At 74.1% G+C, this 20554-nt stretch carries 18 protein-coding genes, 1 tRNA gene and 1 other RNA gene; 7 read left to right on the forward strand and 13 right to left on the reverse strand.

The window, feature by feature from the left end; genetic code table 11:
• The first annotated feature begins 234 nt into the window (after window positions 1-234).
• Both ACWDRR_RS17300 and ACWDRR_RS17305 read left to right on the forward strand, forming a co-directional pair.
• Window positions 235-2112, forward strand: a complete 1878-nt coding sequence (locus ACWDRR_RS17300) for a prolyl oligopeptidase family serine peptidase (protein ID WP_449773029.1) — start codon at window positions 235-237, stop codon at window positions 2110-2112.
• Entirely contained in the window at window positions 2109-2771 is a 663-nt protein-coding gene (locus ACWDRR_RS17305) for a hypothetical protein (protein ID WP_449773030.1), read from the forward strand. Before ACWDRR_RS17300 ends, ACWDRR_RS17305 begins: the two co-directional genes overlap by 4 nt.
• Window positions 2772-2781: 10 nt before the next feature.
• On the opposite strand, the gene ACWDRR_RS17310 is transcribed toward ACWDRR_RS17305, so the two are convergent.
• From ACWDRR_RS17310 to ffs, 10 genes are all read right to left on the reverse strand, one after another.
• Entirely contained in the window at window positions 2782-3573 is a 792-nt protein-coding gene (locus ACWDRR_RS17310) for an SURF1 family protein (RefSeq protein ID WP_449773031.1), read from the reverse strand.
• A gap of 114 nt (window positions 3574-3687) precedes the next feature.
• The gene (locus ACWDRR_RS17315) at window positions 3688-5067 is read right to left on the reverse strand and encodes a hypothetical protein (protein ID WP_449773032.1); all 1380 of its coding nucleotides are present in this window, start codon (window positions 5065-5067) and stop codon (window positions 3688-3690) included.
• The gene (locus ACWDRR_RS17320) at window positions 5060-5593 is read right to left on the reverse strand and encodes a SigE family RNA polymerase sigma factor (RefSeq protein WP_449773146.1); all 534 of its coding nucleotides are present in this window, start codon (window positions 5591-5593) and stop codon (window positions 5060-5062) included. Before ACWDRR_RS17320 ends, ACWDRR_RS17315 begins: the two co-directional genes overlap by 8 nt.
• 403 nt (window positions 5594-5996) lie before the next feature.
• A complete protein-coding gene (locus ACWDRR_RS17325) occupies window positions 5997-7049 on the reverse strand; it encodes an aspartate-semialdehyde dehydrogenase (protein WP_449773033.1) in 1053 nt (350 codons plus the stop codon).
• Window positions 7046-8326 (reverse strand): aspartate kinase, encoded by a 1281-nt coding sequence (locus tag ACWDRR_RS17330; protein ID WP_449773034.1) that lies wholly within the window; start codon window positions 8324-8326, stop codon window positions 7046-7048. The genes ACWDRR_RS17325 and ACWDRR_RS17330 overlap by 4 nt, the downstream gene beginning before the upstream one ends.
• A 310-nt stretch (window positions 8327-8636) precedes the next feature.
• Entirely contained in the window at window positions 8637-9347 is a 711-nt protein-coding gene (locus ACWDRR_RS17335; protein WP_360637438.1) for a DUF5063 domain-containing protein, read from the reverse strand.
• The gene (recR, locus tag ACWDRR_RS17340) at window positions 9340-9939 is read right to left on the reverse strand and encodes a recombination mediator RecR (protein ID WP_449773035.1); all 600 of its coding nucleotides are present in this window, start codon (window positions 9937-9939) and stop codon (window positions 9340-9342) included. Before recR ends, ACWDRR_RS17335 begins: the two co-directional genes overlap by 8 nt.
• A 286-nt stretch (window positions 9940-10225) precedes the next feature.
• Complete coding sequence (locus tag ACWDRR_RS17345) at window positions 10226-10567, reverse strand: YbaB/EbfC family nucleoid-associated protein (RefSeq protein ID WP_329488611.1); 342 nt, start codon at window positions 10565-10567, stop codon at window positions 10226-10228.
• Between the two features lie 204 nt (window positions 10568-10771).
• Window positions 10772-12922 carry a DNA polymerase III subunit gamma and tau gene (locus ACWDRR_RS17350; RefSeq protein ID WP_449773036.1) on the reverse strand — a complete coding sequence of 717 codons (2151 nt, stop codon included), beginning with the start codon at window positions 12920-12922 and terminating at the stop codon, window positions 10772-10774.
• Window positions 12923-12991: 69 nt separating this feature from the next.
• Window positions 12992-13088: signal recognition particle sRNA small type (gene ffs, locus ACWDRR_RS17355), an RNA gene on the reverse strand.
• Between the two features lie 142 nt (window positions 13089-13230).
• Here ffs and ACWDRR_RS17360 point away from each other — a divergent pair.
• Window positions 13231-13315, forward strand: a tRNA-Ser gene (locus ACWDRR_RS17360).
• Window positions 13316-13403: 88 nt separating this feature from the next.
• Here ACWDRR_RS17360 and ACWDRR_RS17365 read toward each other — a convergent pair.
• On the reverse strand, window positions 13404-14486 hold the full coding sequence (locus ACWDRR_RS17365; RefSeq protein WP_449773037.1) for an alpha/beta fold hydrolase: 1083 nt from the start codon (window positions 14484-14486) through the stop codon (window positions 13404-13406).
• A 100-nt stretch (window positions 14487-14586) separates the two neighbouring features.
• Here ACWDRR_RS17365 and ACWDRR_RS17370 point away from each other — a divergent pair, with 100 nt between their 5' ends.
• Together ACWDRR_RS17370 and ACWDRR_RS17375 are read left to right on the forward strand one after the other, a co-directional pair.
• Window positions 14587-15312, forward strand: a complete 726-nt coding sequence (locus ACWDRR_RS17370) for a TetR/AcrR family transcriptional regulator (RefSeq protein ID WP_449773038.1) — start codon at window positions 14587-14589, stop codon at window positions 15310-15312.
• Between the two features lie 157 nt (window positions 15313-15469).
• Window positions 15470-16597, forward strand: a complete 1128-nt coding sequence (locus ACWDRR_RS17375) for an NADH:flavin oxidoreductase (protein ID WP_449773039.1) — start codon at window positions 15470-15472, stop codon at window positions 16595-16597.
• Window positions 16598-16721: 124 nt separating this feature from the next.
• Here the strand turns inward: ACWDRR_RS17375 and ACWDRR_RS17380 are convergent, their stop codons facing one another.
• A complete protein-coding gene (locus ACWDRR_RS17380) occupies window positions 16722-17411 on the reverse strand; it encodes a DUF4386 domain-containing protein (RefSeq protein ID WP_449773040.1) in 690 nt (229 codons plus the stop codon).
• A 77-nt stretch (window positions 17412-17488) separates the two neighbouring features.
• Between ACWDRR_RS17380 and ACWDRR_RS17385 the strand changes: the two genes are divergently transcribed.
• Both ACWDRR_RS17385 and ACWDRR_RS17390 read left to right on the forward strand, forming a co-directional pair.
• On the forward strand, window positions 17489-18166 hold the full coding sequence (locus tag ACWDRR_RS17385; protein WP_449773041.1) for a TetR/AcrR family transcriptional regulator C-terminal domain-containing protein: 678 nt from the start codon (window positions 17489-17491) through the stop codon (window positions 18164-18166).
• A gap of 124 nt (window positions 18167-18290) precedes the next feature.
• Window positions 18291-19559: an ATP-binding protein gene (locus ACWDRR_RS17390; RefSeq protein WP_449773042.1), complete on the forward strand. Its 1269-nt coding sequence runs from the start codon at window positions 18291-18293 to the stop codon at window positions 19557-19559.
• Window positions 19560-19606: 47 nt separating this feature from the next.
• Here ACWDRR_RS17390 and ACWDRR_RS17395 read toward each other — a convergent pair whose 3' ends face one another.
• The gene (locus ACWDRR_RS17395; protein ID WP_449773043.1) at window positions 19607-20542 is read right to left on the reverse strand and encodes an AraC family transcriptional regulator; all 936 of its coding nucleotides are present in this window, start codon (window positions 20540-20542) and stop codon (window positions 19607-19609) included.
• Window positions 20543-20554 lie beyond the last annotated feature (12 nt).

A 20554-nucleotide genomic window follows, 5' to 3' on the forward strand; every position in this document is an offset into this window, starting at 1 on the left:
TCCCCACGGGCACCATCGAGTTCTCGGCGCCCTTCCGGCCGTCCGTGCCGCGGGCCCGGCCGCACCGTCGGAAGTGGCCCGGGAGGCCGGTGCGTGGGGCGGCGCCGAGCTCCGGGGCAGGCCTGGTGGAGGCGATGGCCGGACGGCCCGGGCGCGGGCCCGGCGGGGCGGGTGGGCCGGTCCCGGTCCGCCCGCCCGTTCCGTTCACTCCCCCCGATCGGGTTGGATGGGTGGATGAGCGAGGAGAAGAGCGCCGTACCGGCGTGGGAGCAGCGGTTCAGGGCGGCCCGGGTTTCCCTTCCGGACTGGGCGGAGGACGCCCCCGACCGGGCGCTGTACGTGTCCAACGCCACCGGTACCTACGAGGTGTACGCCTGGGACCGCGCCACCGACAGCCACCGGCAGGTGACCGACCGGCCGAACGGCACCACCGACGCGGAGCTGTCGCCCGACGGCGCGTGGGTCTGGTGGTTCGACGACAACGACGGCGACGAGTTCGGGATCTGGCGCCGCCAGCCGTTCGCGGGCCGCCCCGAGGGCGCCACCGGCCCCGACGAGGAGGCCGTGCCCGGCCTGGCCGCCTCCTACTCGGCGGGCCTCGCCCTCGGCCGGGACGGCACGATGGTGGTCGGCCGCTCCACCGACGAGCACGGCACCACCCTGCACCTGCGCCGCCCGGGCGCGGCCGAGGCGGTGGAGATCTACCGCCACGAGGAGTACGGCGGCGTCGGCGACCTCGGCTACGACGGTGCGCTGCTCGCCATCGACCACACCGAGCACGGCGACGCGATGCACTCGGCGATCCGGGTCGTCCGGCTCTCCGACGGCGCGACCGTCGCCGAGCTGGACGAGGTCACCGGCCGCCCGGAACCGCGCGGGGTCGCCTGCCTCGGCTTCGCGCCGGTCGACGGCGACACCCGGCTGCTCGTGGCCCACCAGCGGACCGGCCGCTGGGAGCCGATGATCTGGGACGTGGCCACCGGGACCGAGACCGCGCTGCCGCTGCGCGACGAGCAGGGCCGCGAGCTGCCCGGCGACGTCTCCGCGCAGTGGCGCCCCGGCGCCCGCGCACTGCTGGTCGAGCACGAGTACGAGGCGCGCAGCGAGCTGTTCTCGTACGCCCTGGACACCGGGGTGCTGACCCGGCTGGAGACCCCGCGCGGCACCGTCGGCGGCGCGACCGCCCGCCCGGACGGCACGGTGGAGTTCCTCTGGTCCTCCGCCGCCGAGCCGTCCGCCGTCCGCTCCACCGCCGGCACGGTCGTCCTGCGGGCGCCGGGCGCGGTGCCGCCGGGCTCGGTGCCGGTCGAGGACGTCTGGGTGGACGGCCCCGGCGGCCGGGTGCACGCGCTGGTCCAGCGCCCGGCCGGGGACGGCCCGTTCCCGACCGTCTTCGACATCCACGGCGGGCCGACCCACCACGACAGCGACTCCTTCGCCGCCGGCCCCGCCGCCTGGCTGGACCACGGCTTCGCGGTGGTCCGGGTCAACTACCGCGGCTCCACCGGCTACGGCCAGGCCTGGACGGACGCGCTGCGCGAGCGGGTCGGGCTGATCGAGCTGGAGGACATCGCCGCGGTCCGCGCGTGGGCGGTGGCGAGCGGGCTCGCCGATCCGGAGCGGCTGGTGCTCACCGGCGGCTCCTGGGGCGGCTACCTCACGCTGCTCGGCCTCGGCGTGCAGCCGGAGAACTGGACCCTCGGCGTCGCCGCCGTCCCGGTCGCCGACTACCTGACGGCGTACGACGACGAGATGGAGGCGCTGAAGTCGCTGGACCGCACGCTCTTCGGCGGCACGCCCGCCGAGGTGCCCGAGCGCTGGACCGCCTCCTCGCCGCTGACCTACGTCGAGCAGGTGCGGGTGCCGGTCTACATCAGCGCCGGGGTGAACGACCCGCGCTGCCCGATCCGGCAGATCGAGAACTACGTGGAGCGGCTGGAGCAGCTGGGCAGGCCGCACGAGGTCTACCGGTACGACGCCGGGCACGGCTCGCTGGTGGTGGAGGAGCGGATCAAGCAGCTCCGGCTGGAGATCGACTTCGTCCGGCGGCACCTGGGAGAGGCACCCGCCGGGCAGGACCGGGCCGACTCGGGCGACGGGGGGACCGGGTGAGACGACTGCTGACGCTCCTGGGGGTGGGGGTGGCCGGCGCACTCGTGCTCACCGGCTGCTCGGGTCAGGACAGCAGCGACGCGGCCTGCCCGCCGCCCCTGTCGCCGTCCACGCAGCCGACGGCCACGGCGACGACCACGTCGAGCCCGACGGGGGCGGGGAGCGGCGGCGCCGGCTCCGCCGCGGGGAGCCCGGCCGTCCGGGCGGGCCTGCGCACCACCGGGACGGCCGGGACCGCCGAGGTCATCGGGACCACCGGGGCCATCACGACCACCGAGGCCGTCGGGACCACCGAGGCCGTCGGGACCGCCGGGACCGTCGGGACCGCCGCGTTCGCGGAGACCGGTGACGGGGCGGCCCTGTTCGCCGCGTCCAAGTCGTCCGGGTCCAAGTCCTCCGGCTCCAAGTCCTCCGGGTCCAAGGGGTCGAAGGGCTCCAAGGGCGGGCGCACCACGCGCCACCACACCGACACCTACAACTCGGACGACGACGGCAGCGGGAACGGCGGCAGCCGGTGCGGCAACCCGCCGCCGACGGTCTCCCCGTCCCCGTCCGGTACGCCCCAACCGCTGCCGACGGCGACCGCCCCGGCGGTGCCGACGGCGCCCGCGCCGCCGTCCAAGCCGGCCGTCCCCCCGCCGGCGAAGCCGTCGCGCTGAGCCCCGGGGGCTACTCCAGGACCGGGTCCAGCCCGAGGGCCCGGTCCTGCTCGGCCTCCGCCTCGCGACGCACCAGGCGGAACCACATGAAGACGACGAAGCCGCCGAAGACGAACCACTCCAGGGTGTACCCGAGGTTCTGGAACGCGCGCAGGGTGAGGCCGTTGCCGCCCTGCGGCTGCACGGTCGGCACCGGGGTCAGCCCGGCCGGCACGGCGTCCGCGGACACCCAGCCGTCGTACCAGCCCTCGTAGGACAGCTTGTTGACGAGCGCGGCCCTGTTGATCGTGCCCAGCTGGCCGGCCGGCAGCCCGCCGGCCACCGCGCCGCCGCTGCCGCTGGTCTCGCCCGCCTGCAACCGCCCCGCCACCGTGACCTCACCGGCCGGCGGCAGCGCCGCGGCGGACGCGCCCTCGGCGGGCGCTCCGGGCGCCCAGCCGCGGACGACGGCGACGGTACGGCCGTCGTCGGTGCGCAGCGGGGTGAGTACGTAGTAGCCCTGCTTGCCGTCCAACTCGCGGTTGGGGACGAGCAGCTGGTGCTCCTGGTCGAAGGTCCCGGACACCGTCACGGCCCGGCCGACGGTGTCGGTGGTGACCTGGGGCCGGTCGGGGCCGAGCAGTTCACCGAGCGGCGCGGCCGCGCCGGCGTCGCCCACCGACCTGCTGATCTCCTGGTGCGAGGAGACCTTGTCCTCGAACCGGCCGAGCTGCCAGGAGCCGAGCCAGACGCACACCGCCACGGCCGCAACGGCCAGCGCGGTGCCGCTCAGCCAGCGCGGAGTGAGGAGGAACCGGTACACACCCCCCACGGTAACCACTCCTCACACCTCCCCCGACCACAGGGGCCCCCGCCGCGCCCTCGCGGGCCGGCGACCGGTGCCCGCCCGGGGGCCGGCCGACCGCCCCTGCGGGGTTCAGCCGGCCGACGGGGAGGCGGAGGGCGCCGCGGTCGTGGTCGCGGTCGGCGCCGGGACGGGCTGCGGCACCGTGCGGTAGACGGTGCCCGAGCAGGCGCCCGGCAGGACGGCGGAGGCGGCGGCCGGGCTGCCCGGCGCCGGGGTGTGCGCGAGGGTGACGGCGGGCGGCGGCGCACTGGGGCCGGTGGTCGGCGTGGCCGAGGGGCTCGGCACGGAGGTCGGGCCCGTCGTCGGCGTGGCGGACGCCGGGGGCGCCGCGGTCGGCGCCGCCGAGGCACCGGCCGCCGGGGGGACGGCTCCCGGACCGGAGCCCGAGGCCGAACCGCCGGGGCCGCCGGACTGCATCGCCAGCGAGGTGCCCGCCCCGGAGCCGCCCGACCCGCTCTGGCCGGCCGTCGCACTGGGCGAGGCACCGCCCGGCGCCCGGCAGCCGGCGTCCGGCACCCAGCCGAAGTCCACCCGGTACGCGGCCTGCGGTGCCAGGAGCAGTCCGGGGCCGTCCCCGGCCCCGGGGCGCGGGGCGGGCAGCTCCGTCGCCGGATCGCCCGCCGTGTGGTCGGCCACCCGGATCCGGGCGGGATCCGTCCCGGTGGTTCCGGTGACGGCGACCGAGCCCGGCCCGCCGAGCCGGCAGGCGTGTGCGGAGGTGTTGACCACCGTGAAGTACCCGTAGATCCGCCCGTCGCCGTCGGCCTCGCCGACCCTGGACGCCCCCTGCCCGAGGTCGCCCCGGAGGCAGAGCGGCACGGGTGCGCCGTCGCCGCCGGTACTGGACGCGGCGGCCGGGGCGGACGGTGCTCCGCCCGCCCCGGCGCTGCTGGCGCCCGGGTGGGGCGGGGCGCTCACGGAGCCGGAGGGGCTGCCGGTGCCGGTGGTGCCGCTCGTGCCGGGGTGCGACGGCCAGTTCGGGCCCACGACGTCGCTGCCGGCCGTGCCGCCCTCGGCGGTGGCCGAGGGCGTGGCACCGGACGCGCCGGGTGTGCCGGGGCCGCCGGAGAGCCCGAGGTGGTCGCTGTCGTGCAGGGCCGGCAGGGCGATCGCCACCGCGACCGCGAGTGCGGCGGCGCCGGTCCAGGCACCGCGCCGGGCGGCCCGCCGTCGGGGCACGGCGCGGCGGATCCGGTGCAGGCCGGCGGGGTCGGGCTGCACCTCGGCCACGGCGCGCTGCAGCAGCACGCGGACCAGTTGCTCGTCGGGGTCGAGCCCGTCGGTGTTCGGCCCGTCGGTGCCCGGTCCACCCGGGCGCGGCCCGCCGATGCCGGGTGCACCCGAGGGCGGCCCGCCGATGCCCGGCCCGCCCGCCCGTCCGGCGCCGTCGAAGTCGGCCCGGTCGCCCGGTCCGCCCGTCCCCCCCGCGCCGATCAGGTCGTCAGCCATGCCCGGCCTCCATCTGGACCCGCAGCGCGGCGATCCCTCGCGAGCCGTACGCCTTCACCGAGCCGAGCGAGATGCCCAGGGTCTCCGCGACCTGCGCCTCCGTCATGTCCACGAAGTAACGGAGCACCAGAACCTCCCGCTGACGGCGTTGCAGACCACGCAGCGCGGCCTTCAACTGGTCGCGCTCCAGCGCATCGTAGGCTCCTTCTTCTGCACTGGCCATGTCAGGCATCGGCTTCGGCAGCAGCCTCAGGCCGAGGATCCGTCGCCGCAGCGTGGAGCGGGACAGGTTGACCACGGTCTGCCGCAGATAGGCGAGCGTCTTCTCCGGCTCGCGCACCCGGCGGCGTGCCGAGTGCACCCGGATGAACGCCTCCTGGACCACGTCCTCGCAGGTCGAGAGGTCGTCGAGGAGCAGCGCCGCCAGCCGCAACAGGGAGCGGTAGTGGGCCTGATAGGTCTCGGTGAGCAGATCCTCGCTGGTACCGGCGCCGGAGTCCGCCGTGCCGGGTGCGACCGCCGTCATCTGGCTGTCTTCCGGCCTATCCGCAGGCCGCTGGGCGCGCGGCGAGAACGTCACCGCGGCCGTTGCCGAGATGCCCGCCCCTGCCCCCACCATCACGTTCGCCACGCCCGTTGGACACTCGATCCCCTGTCATGGTTGCCCCAACCCGGGGAACATTCTCCCGTACGGGTGGCGGCCCGCTCCAGGGGATTCCGGCGGATTGGGCAAGTGGGCCCCGAAGCCGCGCAGAAGGCGCACGGAATCTCACGACGCCTCACGGTTCTCGCGGATCTCACGGTCCGCACGGCTCTCCCGGTCCGCACGGCTCCCCCGGTCCCGGCGATCCCGCGGACCCCGGCGATCTCGCGGACCCCGGCGATCCCGTGGGCCCCGGCGATCCCGTGGGCCCCGGGCTCACGACGCGTCAGGCGAACAGCTCGCCCGCGACCAGCTCGGCGATCTGCACGGCGTTGAGCGCCGCGCCCTTGCGCAGGTTGTCGCCGCAGAGGAAGAGGTCCAGCGCCGCCGGGTCGTCCAGCGCCCGGCGCACCCGCCCGACCCAGACCGGGTCGGTGCCGACCACGTCGTTCGGGGTGGGGAACTCCCCCGCCGCCGGGTCGTCGTACAGCACCACACCGGGGGCGTCCCGGAGGATCTGCTGGGCGTGCTCCTGGGTGACCTCGCGCTCGAAGACCGCGTGCACGGCCAGCGCGTGGGTGCGCACCACCGGGATCCGGACGCAGGTCGCGGAGACCCGCAGGGAGGGCAGGCCGAGGACCTTGCGCGACTCGTTGCGGAGCTTCAGCTCCTCGGACGACCAGCCGCCGTCCATCAGCGAGCCCACCCACGGCACCGCGTTGAGCGCCAGCGGAGCGGCGAACGGGCCGTTGTCGGCGATCACCGCGCGCAGGTCGCCGGTCTGCTCGCCGACCTCGGTGTCCGCCACCAGCGCGACCTGCGCGCGCAGCGCGTCCACGCCGGAGCGGCCCTCGCCGGAGGCCGCCTGGTAGGAGGCGACCACCAGCTCGCTGAGCCCGTACTCGGCGTGCAGCGCGCCGATCGCGGCGATCATCGCCAGCGTGGAGCAGTTGGGGCCGGCCACGATGCCGCGCGGACGCATCCGGACCGCGGCCGCGTTGACCTCGGGGACGACCAGCGGGACGTCCTCGTCCATCCGGAACGCCCCGGAGTTGTCGACCACCACGATGCCCTTGGCGGCAACGATCGGCGCCCAGCGGGCGGAGACCTCGTCGGGCACGTCGAACAGCGCGACGTCGATCCCGTCGAAGGCCTCCTCGGTGAGCGGCAGCACCTCGACGGACTCCCCGCGCACGGCCAGCTTGCGGCCGGCCGAGCGCGGGGAGGCGACGAGGCGCACCTCGCCCCAGATGTCCTGACGGAGGGAGAGCAGGCCGAGCAGCACCTCGCCGACCGCGCCGGTGGCGCCGACGACGGCGAGGTTCGGCCGCCGGGTCATCGCCCGGTGCCTCCGTAGACGACCGCCTCGTCCGACTCGCTGTCCAGCCCGAAGGCGCTGTGGACGGCGCGCACGGCCTCGTTGACGTCGTCGGCCCGGGTGACGACCGAGATGCGGATCTCCGAGGTGGAGATCAGCTCGATGTTGACGCCGGCCTCGGAGAGCGCCTCGAAGAAGGTCGCGGTGACCCCCGGGTTGGAGCGCATGCCGGCGCCGACCAGGGAGATCTTGCCGATCGCGTCGTCGTAGCGCAGCGACTCGTAGCCGATGCCCTCCTTGACCCGGCCGAGCGCGTCGATGGCCTTCTGGCCCTCGGTCTTCGGCAGCGTGAAGGAGATGTCGGTCAGGCCCGTCGCCGCGGCGGAGACGTTCTGCACCACCATGTCGATGTTGACCTCGGCGTCGGCGATGGCGCGGAAGATGCGCGCCGCCTCGCCCGGCTTGTCCGGCACGCCGACGACCGTGACCTTGGCCTCGGAAGTGTCGTGGGCGACTCCGGAGATGATGGCCTGCTCCATCTCGCCCCCTTCGGGCTGGTTCGGGTTGTCGTTGCTGACGATCGTCCCGGGAAGGCCCGAGAAGGACGAGCGTACGTGAATCGGGATGTTGTAGCGCCGCGCGTACTCCACGCAGCGGTCGAGCAGCACCTTGGAACCGGACGAGGCCAGCTCCAGCATGTCCTCGTAGGCGATCCAGTCGATCTTGCGGGCCTTCTTCACCACGCGCGGGTCGGCGGTGAACACGCCGTCCACGTCGGTGTAGATCTCGCAGACCTCGGCCCTGAGGGCCGCCGCGAGGGCGACGGCGGTGGTGTCCGAGCCGCCGCGACCCAGCGTGGTGATGTCCTTGCTGGTCTGCGAGACACCCTGGAAGCCGGCCACGATCGCGATGTTGCCCTCGTCCAGGGCGGTGCGGATGCGGCCCGGCGTCACGTCGATGATGCGCGCCTTGTTGTGGACGGAGTCGGTGATGACACCGGCCTGGCTGCCCGTGAAGGACTGGGCCTCGTGACCCAGGGATTTGATCGCCATGGCCAGCAGCGCCATGGAGATGCGCTCTCCAGCGGTCAGCAGCATGTCGAACTCACGGCCGGCAGGGATGGGTGACACCTGCTCCGCGAGTTCGATGAGCTCGTCCGTCGTGTCGCCCATCGCGGACACCACGACGACGACCTCATGGCCGGCCTTCTTGGCGTCAACGATTCGACGGGCCACGCGCTTGATGCCCTCGGCATCCGCAACGGATGAGCCGCCGTACTTCTGCACGACAAGGCCCACGTGCGCTCCTCGACTTGTGTCGTTTCCGGGGGCTCTGGGCCCCCGCACCCCCGGGTGGCGGGGGTTGTGCGGTCCGCGCCAGTCTACCGAGCGGGGGTGCCGCGACCGTCGCTTTCCATATGATGAGACGCCCGTTTCAGCAGGTGGGCGGCGGTCCGGGGGTCGCGACCGGCAGGTCTGCGGGGCATCCGGTGCGGCCCCGAAGAATCGGCGGACGAACGGACGGCGGCCCCGGGGTTTTCCCTTCCACCGGAATCCCTGAGGCGTCCGTCACAGTCCGCCCCCGGCTCCGGGGCAGCCCGTCACCGTCCTACCGGCCCAGGCCCAGCTCGGCCGCCATCAGGTCGCCGGCCTGCTGCTCCAGCTGCTCGTCGGTGAGCCCGTCGTCGTCGGTGTCCGCACCGTCCGGCACGGCCCCGATCGGGCTGTCCAGCCGGACGTGGGCGATCAGCGACTGCAGCGCCCGGAGCACCGCCGAGCAGGTCGTGCCCCAGTTGGAGAGGTACGAGAACTGCCACCACCAGAGCGCCTCGCTGACCCGCCCGTCGCGGTAGTGGGTGAGGCCGTGCTGGAGCTCGCTGACCACGCCGGCCAGGTCGTCCGAGATCCGGAAGGCGTTCGGCTTCTCCGGCGGCCCGTACGGGTCGAAGACCTCGTGGTAGACGTCGATCGGCGCGAGCAGCTCGGCCAGCCGCTCGCGCAGCTGCTCGCTGTCCGGCTCCGGACCGGTGTCGGGCTCGAAGCGGTCCTCGGGGACGACGTCCTCGATCGCGCCGAGCCGGCCGCCGGCCAGCAGCAGCTGCGAGACCTCCAGGAGGAGCAGCGAGACGGCGCTGCCGGGCTCGTCACCCTTGGCGACCTCGGTGACGGCGAGCACGAAGCTCTCCACCGAGTCCGCGATCTGCACCGCGAAGTCGTCCGGCTCCGAGCCGTGCGCATGGATGTGCGGGGCGGGCCGGTCCTGCTGCGGGCCTGCCTGGTGGGGCGTGTGGGGCTGCTGGTTGATCGTCCGGTCAGACATCGAGCAGTCGTCTCCCTTCGAAGGCGCGACCGAGGGTGACCTCGTCCGCGTACTCCAGATCCCCGCCGACGGGCAGACCGCTCGCCAGGCGGGTCACCTTCAGGCCCATCGGCTTGCAGAGCCGGGCCAGATAGGTGGCGGTCGCCTCCCCCTCCAGGTTGGGGTCGGTGGCCAGGATCAGCTCGGTGACCGTGCCGTCCGCGAGGCGCGCCAGCAGCTCGCGGATCCGCAGGTCGTCCGGGCCGACGCCCTCGATCGGGCTGATCGCGCCGCCCAGCACGTGGTACCGGCCGCGGAACTCGCGGGTGCGCTCGATCGCGACGACGTCCTTGGGCTCCTCGACCACGCAGATCACCGCGAGGTCGCGGCGCGGGTCGAGGCAGACGCGGCACTGCTCGGCCTCCGCGACATTGCCGCAGACGGCGCAGAACCGGACCTTGTCCTTGACCTCCAGCAGCGAGTGCGCCAGCCGGCGGACGTCGGTGGGGTCGGCCTGCAGGATGTGGAAGGCGATCCGCTGCGCGCTCTTGGGCCCGACGCCGGGCAGCCTGCCCAGTTCGTCGATCAGGTCCTGAACCACGCCCTCGTACACGTCGCGCCTTCCCTCAGGGGTCAGTGGTGCACCGGTTTCCCGATGCCCCGGTGCCATCATCCAACGAATCGGGCGCCGGGCACACCGCCCGACGCCCTACTCCCGCATAAATCACACAGGTCCGTTGTACGAACTTCAGACCTTCATGACTTCGGGCTTCCCGTGCCGGCCCCGGCCCGCCTCGGCCCTGCTGGGGTCCTGTTCGGGCCCTGCTGGGGTCCTGCGCCGGTCCCGCTTGGGTCCTGCTTGGGTCCTGCGCCGGTCCTGCTTCGGAGAACCGACCAGGTCAGAACGGCAGACCGGGGATGCCGCCGCCGCCCAGGCCCTGGGTCAGCGGGCCCATCCGCTCGGCCTGCAGCTTCTGCGCGGCCTGGTTCGCGTCCCGGACGGCCGCGAGGATCAGGTCGGCCAGGGTCTCGGTGTCCTCCGGGTCGACGGCGGCCGGAGCGATGGCCAGGGCCACCAGCTCACCGGCACCGGTCACGGTGGCCTCGACCAGGCCACCGCCCGCCGAACCGTTCACCTTCGTCTCGGCCAGCTCCTGCTGTGCCTGGGCGAGGTCCTGCTGCATCTTCTGCGCCTGCTTGAGCAGCTGCTGCATGTTGGGCTGGCCACCACCGGGGAACACGGCTCACTCCTTGCGTTCTGCGTCCGTCGTGCTTCGTATCGTCCTGCTCCGCATGCTCCGTCCGCGCCGCCGGCCGTGCTCGACCCTGCGTTGCGTACGTCGCCGCGTCGTCGTACCGAGCCTACGTGCCGCCGGAACCGGCCGTCCGACCAGCCGCCGCGCGGGTGCCGTGCGGCGGCTGCCGCGTCGGCGCCCGGTCGCGGCTCAGTTGCCGCCGTGCCGGATCTCCTCCAGCACCGTCGCGCCCAGCTCGCGGATGATCAACTCCTGGCCGGAGAACGTCTCCTCCTTGAGCTCGGGATCGTCCTCCTCCGGGATGTCGTCCTCCAGCGCGACCGACTGCGCCGGACGCCCGGCCGGGGCCGCCGGCTGGGCCTGCACCGGCGGGGCCACCGGCGCGACCGACTGCGCCGGGGGCGCGGCCATCGGAGCGGGCGCCGGTACGGGCGCGGGCGCAGCGGCCTGTACCGGACTCGCGGGCGCCGCCGGACGCGCTGCCGGCGCACCCCAAGCGCCGGTGGAGGCGCCGGAGCCGCTGGGGCTGCTGCCGCCGGAGTTGCCCCCACCGGTGCCACCGGAGCCGCCCGACGGGTCGACGATGCACTCGATCCGCCAGTCCACGCCGAGCGCGTCCGCCAGCGCTTGGCGCAGCACGTCGTCGCTGTTGCTGCTGACGAAGCTGTCCCGTGCACCCGCGTTGATGAACGAGACCTGGAGCACGCTGCCGTCGAACCCGGCCACCTGGCCGTTCTGGCTGAGCAGGATCCAGGTGAAGCGGCGGCGGTTCTTCACCGCCTCCAGGATCTGCGGCCACATCTGCCGGACCTGCCCGGCCCCCTGCTGTGCGGCGCCCGACGGCTGCCCGCCGCCCGGCGCGGCGGCCGGAGCGGGAGCCGGGGCGGCGACCGGGGCCGCCTGGACGGGCGCGGGCGCCTGCTGCACGGGCGGCGCCGCCACCGGCGCGGGCGCGCCCCCGCCCGGGGAGAAGCTGCGCGGGATCGGCCACGCGCCGGGCGCGGGCCCGGCCGGCGCCGCGGGGGCGGGGGCCTGGACCGGGGCCTGCTGCATCGGAGGCGCCTGCACGGACTCCACCGGTGCCTGCGCCGGAGCGCTCTGCACCGGGGCGACCTGCACCGGGGCGACCTGCATCGCGGGGGCCTGCATCGGAGCCTGCATCGGGGCCGCGAACCCGCCGGAGGCCGCCCGGCGCTCCAGCTTGTCCAGCCGCGCCTGCAACGACAGCTCGTCGCTGTACGCGCCCGGCAGCATCACCCGGGCGCAGATCAGCTCCAGCTGCAGCCGGGGCGCCGCGTTCCCGCGCATCTCGGTCAGCCCGGTGTTGACGATGTCCGCCGCCCGGCTGAGCTCGGCCGCCCCGAACGCGTCCGCCTGCGCCTGCATCACCGCGACCCGGTCCGCCGGGGCGTCGATCAGCCCCTTCTCGCCCGCGTCCGGCACCGTGGCCAGGATCACCAAGTCCCGCAGCCGCTCCAGCAGGTCCGTCACGAACCGGCGCGGGTCGTGCCCGCCCTCGACCACCCGGTCGATCACCTGGAACACCGTCGCCCCGTCCTGCACGGCGAAGGCGTCCACCACCTCGTCCAGCAGCGCGGAGTCCGTGTACCCGAGCAGCGCGGTCGCCATCTGGTACGTCACCCCGCCCTCGGTGGCGCCCGCGAGCAGCTGGTCCATCACCGACATCGAGTCACGCACCGACCCGGCCCCGGCCCGGACCACCAGCGGGAAGACGGAGTCCTCGACCTGGATCTGCTCCCGGCCGCAGACCTCCGCCAGGTAGTCGCGCAGCGTGCCGGGCGGCACCAGCCGGAACGGGTAGTGGTGCGTGCGGGAGCGGATCGTCCCGATCACCTTCTCCGGCTCCGTGGTCGCGAAGATGAACTTGAGGTGCTCCGGCGGCTCCTCCACCACCTTCAGCAGCGCGTTGAAGCCGGCCGAGGTCACCATGTGCGCCTCGTCCAGGATGAAGATCTTGTACCTGCTGTGCACCGGCGCGAAGAACGCCCGCTCCCGCAGCTCACGGGCGTCGTCCACACCACCGTGCGAGGCAGCGTCGATCTCGATCACGTCGATCGAACCGGGCCCGCCCGTCGCGAGGTCCCGGCAGGACTGGCACTCACCGCACGGGGTCGGCGTCGGCCCCTGCTCGCAGTTCAGGCAACGGGCCAGGATGCGCGCGCTCGTCGTCTTCCCGCAGCCGCGCGGGCCGCTGAACAGGTAGGCGTGGTTGACCCTGTTGTTGCGCAGGGCCTGCTGGAGCGGAGCGGTCACGTGCTCCTGCCCGATGACCTCGGCGAAAGTCTCGGGGCGATAGCGGCGGTACAGGGCTAGGGACACACCACCGACGATATCGGGACGAGCCGACAAACGCGTCGCCCTCGACCGGGCCCCACCCGGCCCCGGGAACGCAAAGACCCCCCGCGCACCCGCCAGAGCCCTCTTACCCTTGCTGCCTTCCGGCCCTGGGGGGGTTCAGAGAGATAACGCCACACGAGGGGCTGAGCCCCACAGTACCGGATCCCCGGCCCCCACCTCCACCACCCCGCCCTCCTCACCCCCGCTCCGCGATCCGCAGGCCACACCCCCGGACCACCCTCGACATACGTGGTCGCAACCACCCCCGAACATGTACTAAGCTCTCCCACGGAGGATTCGCCTAGAGGCCTAGGGCGCACGCTTGGAAAGCGTGTTGGGAGCAATCCCTCACGAGTTCGAATCTCGTATCCTCCGCCGGCAGAAGGCCCGGACCGTTTCGACGGTCCGGGCCTTCGTCGTTCCCGGCTCCGGGACGGTCCGGCGGCGGCGCCCGGCGCGGCGGCTACCGGGCGACGGCGTGCGTCCGGCCGGTGACCACGGGCCGGACCCTGGTCAGCATCAGGTGCAGGAACCGGTCGGGACGGCGGAAGGACGCGAAGTGGCCGGCGTCCTCGATCAGGGCGAACTCCTTGACCGGGGCCTGGACGTCGTCGAAGAAGCGCTTGGCGCGGTCGGTCGGGGTGAGCACGTCCCGGTCGCCCTGGAAGAGGAAGAACGGCAGCTCGAAGCGGGTGCCGTCGGCCCGGTCGTCGAAGGCGGCGGTGGCGGGGAGGATCGACTCGGAGAGCTTCATGCCCTTGCCGAGGGTGCCCAGCTCGCCGAGGGTGTGCAGCGGGGAGAACCAGAGCGACTTCATGACGACGGACTTCATGGTGGAGAAGGTCAGCGGGTCGGTGGTGGCGGCGATCCTGGCGTAGGCGCCGTGCTGTTCGGCGGTCCAGGCGCGCGGGTCGGGACCGATCTCCTCGACGGCGGCGAGCTCCTTGCGCTTGCCGGCGGCGCGCAGCCGGGCCAGCAGGGCGAGGTGGTCGGTGGTGTCACGCCCGGCGTCGTGGATCTTCTGGTCGGTGCCGACGTAGGCGGAGTAGCGGTCGGGGTACTGACGGGCCAGGCGCAGTCCGAAGGTGCTGCCGAAGGAGTTGGCGACCAGGACGACGCGCTCGACGCCGAGCCGGGTGCGCACGTGGTCGGTGAGCTCGACGGCGTCCTCGTACATCCGGTCGAAGTCCAGCTCACCCTGGCCGTCGGCGCCGCTGCGGCCGAGGGTCTTGCCGGCGCCGCGCATGTCCCAGCGGACGATCGTGAAGTGCTTCTCCCAGGACCGGGTGCGCGGTCCGTAGACCGCGTTGGAGGCGCCCGGACCGCCGTGGATCTCCAGGATCACCGGGTTGTCGAGGTCCTCGCCGCGGACGGAGATCCACTGCTCGATCCCGCCGATGCGGACGAAGCGCTGCTCGTCGATGCCGTTGGGGGTGTCGATCCGCATCAGCCGGGCGCCGGTGGCCTGCTTGACGCGGCGGTGGCCGAGGGCGGCGGCGACGGGGGCGGCGAGGGCGGCGGCGGTGGCGACGAGGGCGGTGATCACAGGAACTCCCCTTAACTGTGTATCGGATAAGCAATTGAGTGTATGTTATACACAGTTCTGAGAGAGCGTCAATCACCACCGAGGTCCCAAGGAGCAGCGGATGGCCGCGAGCAGGGAGAAGAAGCGCGACCCGAAGGCGAGCCTGGCGCTGCTGTGGGGGGAGCAGGAGCAGCCCCGCCGGGGCCCGAAGCCCTCACTGACCGCCGAGCGCATCGTCACCGGCGCCATCGCGATCGCCGACGCCGAGGGCCTGGACGCGGTCTCCATGCAGCGGGTCGCCGCCGAGCTCGGCGTCACCACCATGGCGCTGTACCGGTATTTCCCCGGCAAGGCCGAACTGGTCGACCTGATGGTCGACTCCGCCCTCGGCGCACCCCCCGAGGCCATCGGCCTCCTGGACGGCTGGCGTCCGCAGCTGACCGAATGGGCCCGCGAGTGCTGGGCGCTCTACCGCCGCCACCCGTGGATCCTGACCGCCACCGCCGTGCGACGCCAGCTCATGGGCCCCCACCAGCTCGCCTGGCTCGACGCCGCGCTGGCCGCCCTGGCCCCGACCGGGCTCACGGCCGCCCAGCAGCACGACACCTTCCTGTTGATCATCGGCCACATCCGCAACCTCGCCCAGCAACTCGTCGACGCGGACGACGAGGGCGCCGCGGAGTGGAACCGGCTCGCCGCCGACGTGCTGGAGCGCCACGGACACCGGTTCCCCGCCCTCACCGCCGCCATCGCCGCCGGGGCCTTCGCACCCCAGGACCGGGACCCGCTGGACTTCGGCCTGGAACGCATCCTCGACGGGGTCGCCCCGCTGGTCGACCGGCACTGACGCCGGGCCGCGCGGCCCCGGCCGCCCCGGCTCCGTGCGCGTGACCCGGATCACAGGGCGGGTGGGCCGGTGGGCGAAATGCTCCGGCCGACGGAACGGTTGCCACCTCCAGGCAATCAATGCACGTGCATCTATCGTCTGGTAACGAGGGACACCCATGACCACCACCGCGTCCGCCGCCTCCCGCGCGGCCGAGATCCTCTCCCGGCCCCTCGCGCTGAACGGCCTGACCGTCCCGAACCGCATCGTGATGGCGCCGATGACGCGCATGTTCTCCCCGGGCGGCGTCCCCGGCGAGGACGTGCAGGGGTACTACGCCCGGCGCGCCGCCGCGGGCGTGGGCCTGATCATCACGGAGGGGACGTACGTCGGCCACGAGTCGGCCGGGCAGAGTGACCGGATACCGCGGTTCCACGGCGAGGAGCAGCTGGCCGGCTGGGCGAAGGTCGCCGAAGCGGTTCACGCGGCGGGCGGCACGATCATGCCGCAGCTGTGGCACATCGGCATGGTGCGCAAGCAGGGCGAGCCGCCCTTCGCCGACGCCCCCGCCGTCGGCCCCTCCGGCCTTCGCATCGACGGCACCGAGGGCACCGGCCGGGCGATGACCCGGAGCGACCTGGACGACGTCATCGGCGCCTTCGCCGAGGCCGCCGCGGCCGCCGAGCGAACCGGCTTCGACGGCGTCGAGCTGCACGGCGCCCACGGCTACCTCCTCGACCAGTTCCTGTGGGCCGGGACCAACCGGCGGACCGACGCCTACGGCGGCGACCACGTGGACCGCACGAAGTTCGCGGCCGAGATCGTGGCCGCCGTCCGGGAGGCCGTCTCGCCCGGGTTCCCGGTGGTCTTCCGCTACTCGCAGTGGAAGCAGGAGGCCTACGACGCGAGGCTCGCCGAGACCCCGGAGGAGCTGGAGGCCGTCCTGGCGCCGCTCGCGGCGGCCGGCGTCGACGTCTTCCACGCCTCCACCCGCCGCTACTGGGAGCCGGAGTTCGAGGGCTCGGACCTCAACCTGGCGGGCTGGACGAAGAAGCTCACCGGCCGGCCCACCATCACCGTCGGCTCGGTCGGCCTCGACGGCGACGTCATCGCCGCCTTCGCGGGCGAGGGCTCCGAGGTCCAGGGCATCGACAACCTCCTCGACCGCCTGGAGCGCGACGAGTTCGACCTGGTCGCCGTCGGTCGCGCCCTGCTCCAGGACCCGCAGTGGGCGGCGAAGGTCCTGGCCGGCCGGTACGACGAGCTGAAGCCGTACGACGCGGCGGCCCTGAAGACCCTGAGCTAGCGGAACCCGCGTCGGGGGGAAGCACCGCCGGCAGCAGGCCCGGACCGTTCCGACGGTCCGGGCCTTCGTCGTCCCACGGGCGGTGCGGTGCGCCCGGCGACGGGCAGCGGCGGCCGGTGACGGGTCAGCGGGCGCCGTCGGCCGCTCCGCGGAAGCCGCGGAGGAGGAGCCAGCCGGCGAGCGACAGCTCCCAGGCGAAGACCGGCAGGGCCGCGGCCGCGCCGGGACCGGAGAGCTGCCCGTAGAGACCGAACCACACGGCCACGGCGGAGGCGCAGATCAACGGCCCGCCCACCAGCCCGAGGGCGGTGATCGTGCGCGGCACGACCCCGGCCCGGTGGAGGAGCAGCGCCAGCAGCAGGGTGTTGACGCCGAGGATCAGGTTGGGTCCGAGCAGGAACGTCCAGTCGTGGACCGCGACGAGTGCCCGGGCCGCCACGGCGTAGGACGAAGCGCCCGCGTCGGACGGCGCCGCCGCCGCGTCCCGGCGGAGCGTCACCACCGCGAGCACGGCGACCAGGCCGAGGACGATCACGACCGCCTCCAGCAGCCGGGCGCAGACGTAGCCGAGGGCGATCCCCTCGTGCCGGCGCCGCAGCACCGGAAAGAGCATCACCCCGGTGCCCGCCACCGCCAGGGCCAGCACCACTTCGCACAGCGCCCCGAGCAGCACCCGGCCGTCGGCGCCCGCGCCGAGCACGTAGTCCGTGCCGTCCAGCACCGGGCGGTACAGCGCCACTCCGGCGACGGCGGCGACCTCGGTCACCAGGAACAGCACGCCCGCCGCCATGCCGTTGCGTCTGTCTGCGTTCATCCAGAGCTCCCCACCCAGTCAAGGTGTACGGCGTACACCTGACGTCGACGATAGGCGTACGCCGTACACTCGTCAAGATGAACCAGTCAGCGGACGGAGCGCGGCGGGCGCCGCTCAGCCGGGAACGAGTCCTGCGGGCGGCGGTGTCGTTCGCCGACGGCGCCGGGACGGACGCGATCAGCATGCGCAAGCTCGCCCAGGAGCTGGGCGTGGTGCCGATGGCGCTCTACAAGCACGTGGCCAACAAGGACGAACTCCTCGACGGCATGGTGGAGCTCGTCGTCGGCGAGATCGGCCCGCCCGGCGCGGGCGAGTGGCAGCGCACGATGCGGGAGCACATCCTCGCCGCCCGCCGGGTGCTGCTGCGCCACCCCTGGGCCGCCGGCGTGATCCAGTCCCGCACCAGCCCGACCCCGGCCGTGCTCGGCCACCTCGACGCCATGGCCGGCCTGTTCCGGACCGGAGGCTTCTCCGTCGCCCTCACCCACCACGCGATGCACGCCATGGGCAGCCGACTGCTGGGCTTCAGTCAGGAACTGTTCGACGACACCGGCGCCGCCCCCGACCCGGCGGTCCTGCGGCAGCTGGCGCTCGCCTACCCGCACATCGCGGAGCTGGCCGGAGCGGCCGACCACGACGGGACGTCGACCGTCGGCACCTGCGACGACCAGGCCGAGTTCGAGTTCGCGCTGGACCTGCTGCTGGACGGACTGGAGCGCCTGCGGGCGGCTGGGGGGACCGAGCACCAGAGGTAGCCGCGGGGGCGCCGGCACCTGGTGACCGACCCGTCGGCCGAGGGCCCCCGCCCCTCCGGGCGGGCGGGTGGGCGGTGGACGGACGATGATGGAAGCCCCGGAAGCGAGACGTTCGAGGCTCGGTATGGCGGTGTGGCACGTTCGGGACTTCACTCCGGACGATCTCGAAGCGGTGGTGCGGCTCGACGGTGAGAGCGCCACCACGGACCGGCCCGCCGTCTTCCGGCTCTCGGAGCTCGTCGCCGCGCTGCAGGCGCAGAATCCGAGCGTCGTCGCGGTGGCCGACGGACACCTGGTGGGCGCGGCGGTGGGCCGGGTGGACGGGGACCGGGCCTGGGTGCTGCGGATCGCGCTGCACCCCGCCTGGCGCAACCTCGGGCTGGGGACGGCCCTGCTGTCCGCGCTGGAGCACCGGCTGCAGGACGCCGGGGCCAGGGTCGTCGCGGCCCTGCTGCCCGAGGAGGAGACCGGGGCCTCGGCGCTGGGCAACTCCGGGTTCCGCCCCCACCGGGGGCTCACCTACTTCGAGAAGCCGGAGGCGGTGAGCGCCCAGGGCGCGACGGTGCTGGCCTCGCTGGGGGCGGTGGTGCCCGAGGCCCGCCTCTGGGGGCAGCTCACGGGGATGGCCGACGAGAAGCGGCTCATCGAACGACGCCTGGTGCTGCCGCTGGCCAACCCCGAACTCGCGGACGCCCACGGGGTGGAGCCGCCGCGCGCGGTCGTGCTGTTCGGCCCGCCGGGCACGGGCAAGAGCACCTTCGCCAAGGCCGTGGCCGGCCGGCTCGGCTGGCCGTTCGTCGAGCTCTTCCCCTCGCGGCTCGCGTCGGAGGACGGGCTGGCCTCGGGGCTCGGCCGCCGTTTCGAGGAGATGGCGCAGCTGGACCACGTGCTGGTCTTCATCGACGAGGTCGAGGAGGTCGCCGGTACCCGCAGCCTCGCCGACCCCGCGTCGGTCGGCGTGGTCAACGAGCTCCTCAAGTCGATCGTGCGGTTCCGCGACCGGGAGGGCCGGCTGCTCGTCTGCGCCACCAACTCGGTGGCCGCCCTGGACCCGGCGTTCCTGCGCCACGGCCGGTTCGACTACGTCCTGCCGGTGGGGCCGCCGGACCACGAGGCCCGCAACGCGCTCTGGGTCGGCTACACCGCCAGGACGGGCACGGCGGCCGACACGGCCGTCCTGGCCGACGCCAGCAGCGGCTTCACCCCCGCCGACATCAGGCAGGTCGCCATGGCGGTCGCCCAGGCCGTCTTCGAGCACACCCTCGACACGGGGGAGCGGACCGAGCCCGGCACCGAGGACTACCTGGACGCCATCCGGCGCACCCGGCCGACCGTGACCGAGGAGATGGCCCGGGAGTTCGCCGAGCAGGCCGTCCGCTTCGGGCGCACCTGAGGCGGCGCGGGCCCTGTCCTACTCAGGCGGCGCGGGCCCGGTCGTCCTCAGGCGGCCCGGGCGGCGCGGCGGTAACTGCCGGGCGGCCGGCCGTACTCCCGCTTGAAGGCCTTGGCGAAGGCGTACTCGGAGCCGTAGCCGGTCCGGGCGGCGACCGTGGTCAGCGGGGCCTCGGACTCGCGCAGGAGGGTGGCGGCGGTGGTCAGTCGCCAGCGGGTCAGATAGGCCATCGGCGGTTCACCGACGAGCGTGGTGAAGCGGCGGGCGAAGGCCGCGCGGGAGAGCCCGGCCCGGCCGGCCAGGGCTTCGACGGTCCACGGCGCCGACGGGGCCTCGTGGATGGCGGTCAGCGCGGGGGCGACGGCGGAGTCGCCGAGCGCGGCGGCCCAGCCGGCGGCGGCCGCGGGGGGCTGGTCCTCGAACCAGGCGCGCAGGATGTAGAGGAGCAGCGAGTCGATCAGGGCGGGGACGATGCCGGCCGAGCCGATCCTGGGCTTCTCCAGCTCCGTGCCGAGGAGTTGGACCGCCGCGCTCAGCTCGGGGTGGCGGCCGTGCCGGGTGGGCAGGTGGATGACCTCGGGCAGCTGGCGGACCAGCGGGTGCGGCCGGCCCTGGTCCAGGTGGTAGTTGCCGCACAGCAGGCTGGTGCGGGGGCCGTCGCCGCCGAGGGTGACCAGGCCGATCGGCGAGCCCGGCCGGTACTGGTCGGGCCGCTCCTCCTCGGCCGGGGTGGCGGGATGGTCGGCGAGGATGTGGCCGCGGCCGTCGCGCAGGAAGATCACGTCGCCGGGGCTGAGCGCGATCGGCTCGGCGCCGGGCGCGTCCTCCAGCGGGACCAGCCAGCACGTCCCGTACAGCACCACGTGGAACCCGGCTCCGGCGACCGGGGGGAGGCGCAGGCCCCAGGGGGCACGGCCCTCGGTGCGGACGGACGTGGGCTGCCCCGTCCGCATCGAGCTCAGCGCCTCGGTCAGGATGTCCATCGCCTTCCCCCC

The sequence above is a fragment of the Kitasatospora sp. NPDC003701 genome, from assembly GCF_053587085.1.